Below are 5,136 nucleotides of genomic sequence, written 5' to 3'. Positions count from 1 at the left end.
GCACAAATCCGGCTCGGCGGCCACCTCATCCCAGATGTCGGAGCGCGGCGCGGTACCGAGGTCACTGAGTGAACCGTCCTGCGTGCGCTGCGCCCATTCGGCAATCTTCGCCACTTCCTCGGTGGCGTTGTCTTCGAACAGCGCTGCCCCCGCACCCTGTGCCTGCTCGAGTCGATACAGGCACAAGTAATTGCGCCAGCCTTTCAGCAGCGCGAAGCGCACCGGCTGATCGGTGAGCGCGCGCTGGAGAAACGGCAGGTCCTTGGCCACCAGCTGCTCCTGCAGCGTGATGGTGGCGGTGCTCACCACCGTGCGTTCCCCATTGGCCGCGGCCCAGCGCAGTGCGGGTACGAGATACCCCAGCGACTTGCCCACGCCGGTACCCGCTTCGAGCAGCGCGACGCCGCCTTCGTTGAAGGCATTCACCACTTGCGTGGCCATCGCGCGTTGACTCGGCCGGTCCTCGTAATTGCGCGCCCCGTGCACCTGACGCATGGCCTGCGCCACGAGGCCGTACGGACCGAGCGCCACATCCACTTCGTCGGCGTTCACCGGCACGAGCTCGCGCCCCTGCGGAATCTCCGTAACGAAGTAGATGCGCGTGGCATCGTTGTCCACGATGGCGAAGCCCACCCCGTTCATGTGCAAGCGGTACGCCACCTCCATGTCGGCGTCGCTGGGCGTGAGCTCACCACTCGGGTGATTGTGCACCAGCAGGTCACCGCGGTCGGCCACGCCGGGCAGTGCGAGCACACTCTTGACGTCGCCCGCGGCGACCTTGCGCGCCGTGGCCACGTGCCCCTGCTCGTCCACGGTGCACACGAAGCACACTTCGTTGCCACCATGCAGCCGGATCTGTGTGCGAATGGCGGCGGCCGCCTTGGGCAGCAGCCGCGATTCCCCTGCCGAGACCACCGTCACGTCACGTCTTCCGGGGCTTCTTCTTCGCGGCCGGGAAGAGCACGTTGTTCAAGATGAGCCGATACCCCGGTGAGTTGGGGTGCAGCGACAGATCCGTGGGCGCGCTGCCGATGGCGTGCTGCGGGTCCTCGGGATCGTGCCCGCCGAGGAAGGTCCACGAGCCCTTGCCGTAATCGCCGTGCAGATACTTGCTCCACGGCGCGCCATCTTCCTGGGCGAGCACCGTGACGCCGGTCTTCACCACGGCCTTGTTGAAGCTCGTGGTCACCCCGTAGAAGTCGGGGATGACCGTGCGGTGATTCTGCACGAGCATGCTCGCCACGGGATCGAGCTTGGCGCTGAACCCGAACAGCGAGAACGCCCCCAGCGGCTGACGCCGAGACGGCACGTTCACCTGGTGCCCATCGATGTCGCTCAGTGCGTTCACGTACGGCGACGGCTCGATATGCGCGCCCTGAAATGCGAGGGCGCGCGTCCAATCGAGCTTGCTGTCGGCGTTGGGATCCGGCGGCGTGCCGTCGGAGAACGGCCCGGCGATGTCCACGGCGAACGAGGCGATGGACAAGTCGAGTGACTCGGTGGCGCCGCACATGGCGAAGAGGAAACCACCGCGCTCCACGAAGCCCCGGATGTTGTCCGCCACGCCCTTCTTGAGGCCCGGCACGTCGTTCTTGCCGAACTTCCGGCCGGTGGACAGGTCGCGCTCACGCTGCGCGACGAACCAGGGCGCGTCGCGATAGGCGAGGTAGAGCTTGTTGTACTGGCCGGTGAAGTCTTCGTGATGCAGGTGCACCCAGTCGTACTTGCTGAGGTCGCCCTTCATCACGTCGTCGTCCCACACCGACGTGAAGTCGATCCCGGCATACGTGAGTGCGAGCGTCACCGCATCGTCCCAGGGTGGCTGATCGACGGGGCGATAAATTGCGATCTTGGGCGAGCGTTCGAGCACCACGGCGTCCATGTTGCCGCCGGCGATCTCGGCGCGCATGCTGGCCACGTCGGCATCGCTGAGCGGCTCCACACTCACACCATCGAGCGCCGCGCGCTTGCGCAGATCGGGGACGTCGGGGAGCAGGAACGCGCCACCGCGGTAGTTGAGGAACCACTCCGCCTTCTGCCCCGCCTTGAGCGCCTGATACGTCACCCCGTACGCCTTGAGGTGATTACGCTGGCCGTCGTCCATGGGCAGCAGCAGATGCTGCGCGAGCGCCGGGCGCGCGAACAACGCCACGGCTCCGACAAGGAACAGTGCCTGGCGCAGAACCTGTGCGAACCGGGTGTGAACGGGCATACAGGGAAAGGTAGCAGGTAGCAGTGAGCGGGACGCAGGGCGCCGGGTTACACCGCGGGCGGAATGGCGCCCTTGAGGCGCTCCAGATCACGACGGGCCTGCGGCGCCAGCGCACTCGTGCCGTAGTCCACCAGCAGCTGTTCGAACTTCGTGATGGCCGCCGGTTTGTCGCCGGCCTCACGCAACGCCCGTGCCCACGCGAGCAGGGCTTCAGGGGCTTCGGGACTCCGGGGAAAGTCACGCACGATGCGGTCGTACAGCGCGACAGCTTCGTTCTTCCTGGATAGCCGCGCCCCCTGCGCGATGAACGCCGGCGCGGCGGCGCCCACCGAGTCGGCGAGCTGCACGAAGCGCTTCGCCGCGCCGGTGGAATCCTTGCGCGCGAGCGTGGCGAACGCCTCGCCGAGGCCGGGGAGCTGCTCCACACGGGTCCGCGCCAGAATGCCCAATGCGTCCACCAACTCCGGGCGGTTGGAGGCCGCACGCAGGAGACGCTTGCGCGCATTCACCACATCGCCCTCGTAGAGGGCGAGCCAGCCCGCCATTTCATCGTCGTCGGCCAGCTCCGTACCGTTCATGGCCGCCTTGGCCCGCGCCACCTCGCCGGCGCGCAGCCAGCCGGCCACGAGTGGCCGCGCCAGCGAGGCGCGCGTATCCGGATCGAGCTTCTTTGCCGCATCATCGAGCTTCTGCTGCGCTTCGTTACCGCGCCCGAGTTCCCCGAGCGCTGCGATCTCGAGCCCGAGCAGCGCGCGCACGCGCACCGAATCGGCCACCTTGCCCACGGTCGACTTGCGGCGGACGATGTTCAACGCGGCCGCCGCATCACCAGCACGCAGCGATGCTTCGGCGGCGCGCTGTTGCGACTCGATGTCTCCCGCCCGATCGAATACCGCCGTCCAAGCCTCGCGCGCCACGAGCCAGCTTTCGTTGAGTTCGGCTCGTTCGGCGAACGACCGCCACGTGGCGGTGGTGGAATCGTCAGCGGGGAGCGTGCTGATGGCACTCCACGCGCGGCGCGGCTCGCCCCAGGCGAATTCGAGTGACGACAGCAGGCGGCGCGGGGCGAACGTCACGGGCGGCGCGAGCAGCACGGCGCGCACCGAATCGCGCGTCTCCGCCGGGACGCGCTGCAAGCCGAAGAGCGCAGCCGTTTCCAGCCACGGTTCGTCCAGCATGGCCTCACGGAACGCGCGCACAGCCGGCACGTAACGCTTGAGCGCGAGGTGCAGCTGCGCCGTTTCCCCCGAGAAGGCGCCTGCCGCGCCCATGAGGCGGCCGGCTTCGCTCAGGACACTGTCAGCCGCAAGGGCGCGACCGGCCTGCAGCAACAGACGCGCATACTCACGGAACGGCGCGGCTTCGTTCCCTGCCGCCCGCCGCCAGGTGGTGAATGCGTCGCGCGCCTCGGCATCGCGCCCCATGCTGAGATACGTGCGCAGTTGCACACCGCGGGCCGTGGGATCGGTGGGTCGGAACTGCAGCACGCGCGAGACCACCGGCACGATGGAATCGAGCATCCCGGCATCGTTCCAGACGCGCTCGAGCCCCAGCAGTGCCACGGCAATGCGATCACCGTCGGTACTGCCAACCGAAAGGGCGCCCGTGAGGGCCTCACGATACGCGGCACTGGCACCGACGCGATCTCGCTTGTCCTCGGCCTCGAGCCCGCGCGAGAGCGGATCAGCGGCGCTGGCCGGCTTGCTCGCCTGCGCGCCGGCCGTGAGCGACAGACACACACTCGCCAGCGCGACCGCCTCGGTACAGAGGCGGTGCCTCACGCGATCGTACCACGGGTGGGCCACAGGGTTACGGCGGCGTGGTGCCATTGAGCCGACGGAAGTACTCGATCACGATACGGCGCTCGTCGGGACCGAGCCCGCGGAGGTCGTTCCACGTGGGCGGCGCGTACTTGCTCCCTGCCTTGCCCGACTGCGGTCCGTCCACGCGACCGGTGTTCCCGTTGCCATTACCTGCCTTGGCCTCACGCGGCCCCTGATCGTCGCGCTCTTCCTGCTCGAGGAACCGCCCCGCATCGAGCAACCGGCGATACAGCTGCTGCTGCCGCGCGGCGACGGCCGGGTCGAGCCCGTTGCGTTCGATCTGTTGCGCCAGCTGCTGCGCTTCCTTGGCCAACGCATCGGTGCGACCGGTCTGGTCGGCATCACTCACATCGGTGAGGCTGCGCGCCACGTCGCGCTGCTGCCGCGCCAGCACGCGCGCCTGCTGCTGCGCCTGATCACCCTTGGCGCCGCCGGGCATCATGTTGAGCCCCTGCATCTGGCTGTTGAGCTGCCCCTGCTGCTGCGCCAACTGCTTGAGCTGCTCCATCATCTCGCTGAAGCCCGACGCGCTCTGCGCATTGTTCACGCGCTCGCGATCGCGCACGAGCGAACTGAGCGCCTGGTTGAGCGCTTCGCTGGCATCCTTCATCGCGCTCTGCGCCTGCTCAGTACCGCCGGGCTGCCCCTGACCGGCCTGCTGCGTGGCCTGCGTGGCCTGCTGCACGCGACGCTGCGCTTCGGCCATCTGCTTCTGTGAGCGCTGCGACAACAGCGATGACTGACGCCCGGCCTGCTCGAGTCGCTCGGCGGCCTGCTGCACGCCCTGCTGCAGCGCCGACTGCTCCCCCTGCATCCCCTGCGCCCCCTGCTGTCCCTGCTGGCGCATCTTCTTTTCGAGCTCGGCCTGCTGCCGAGCGAGCTGCATCGTTTCGTTGATGGACTGGTCGAGCTGATCGGACAGCTCGCCCTTCCATGCGTTGACCTGCGCATCCCGCGCTTGCGACAGCTGCTGCGCCGCGCGCTCCATGGCGTCGGCCGCCTGACGCGCCTGCTGTCCCTGCTGGCCCTGCTGTCCTTGTTGGCCCTGCTGGCCTTGCTGGCCTTGCTGTCCCTGCTGGCCCTGCTGTCCCTGCTGGCCCT

Annotated in this window: 4 protein-coding genes; all 4 read right to left on the bottom strand. The window is 68.2% G+C overall.

Going from position 1 to position 5,136, the window contains the following annotated elements; genetic code table 11:
- A partial coding sequence (locus tag ACIQ6O_RS12645; protein WP_396208150.1) for a JAB domain-containing protein occupies positions 1-921 on the bottom strand: 921 nt, incomplete at its 3' end.
- Position 922: 1 nt separating this feature from the next.
- Positions 923-2,212, bottom strand: a complete 1,290-nt coding sequence (locus ACIQ6O_RS12640; protein ID WP_396208149.1) for an asparagine synthetase B — start codon at positions 2,210-2,212, stop codon at positions 923-925.
- Positions 2,213-2,259: 47 nt separating this feature from the next.
- Positions 2,260-3,993 carry a hypothetical protein gene (locus ACIQ6O_RS12635; protein ID WP_396208148.1) on the bottom strand — a complete coding sequence of 578 codons (1,734 nt, stop codon included), beginning with the start codon at positions 3,991-3,993 and terminating at the stop codon, positions 2,260-2,262.
- Positions 3,994-4,021: 28 nt separating this feature from the next.
- A partial coding sequence (locus tag ACIQ6O_RS12630; RefSeq protein WP_396208147.1) for a hypothetical protein occupies positions 4,022-5,136 on the bottom strand: 1,115 nt, incomplete at its 5' end.

It is taken from the genome of Gemmatimonas sp., assembly GCF_044345575.1.
GTDB lineage: Bacteria > Gemmatimonadota > Gemmatimonadetes > Gemmatimonadales > Gemmatimonadaceae > Gemmatimonas.
This window is presented reverse-complemented; position numbering and strand designations above follow the sequence as displayed.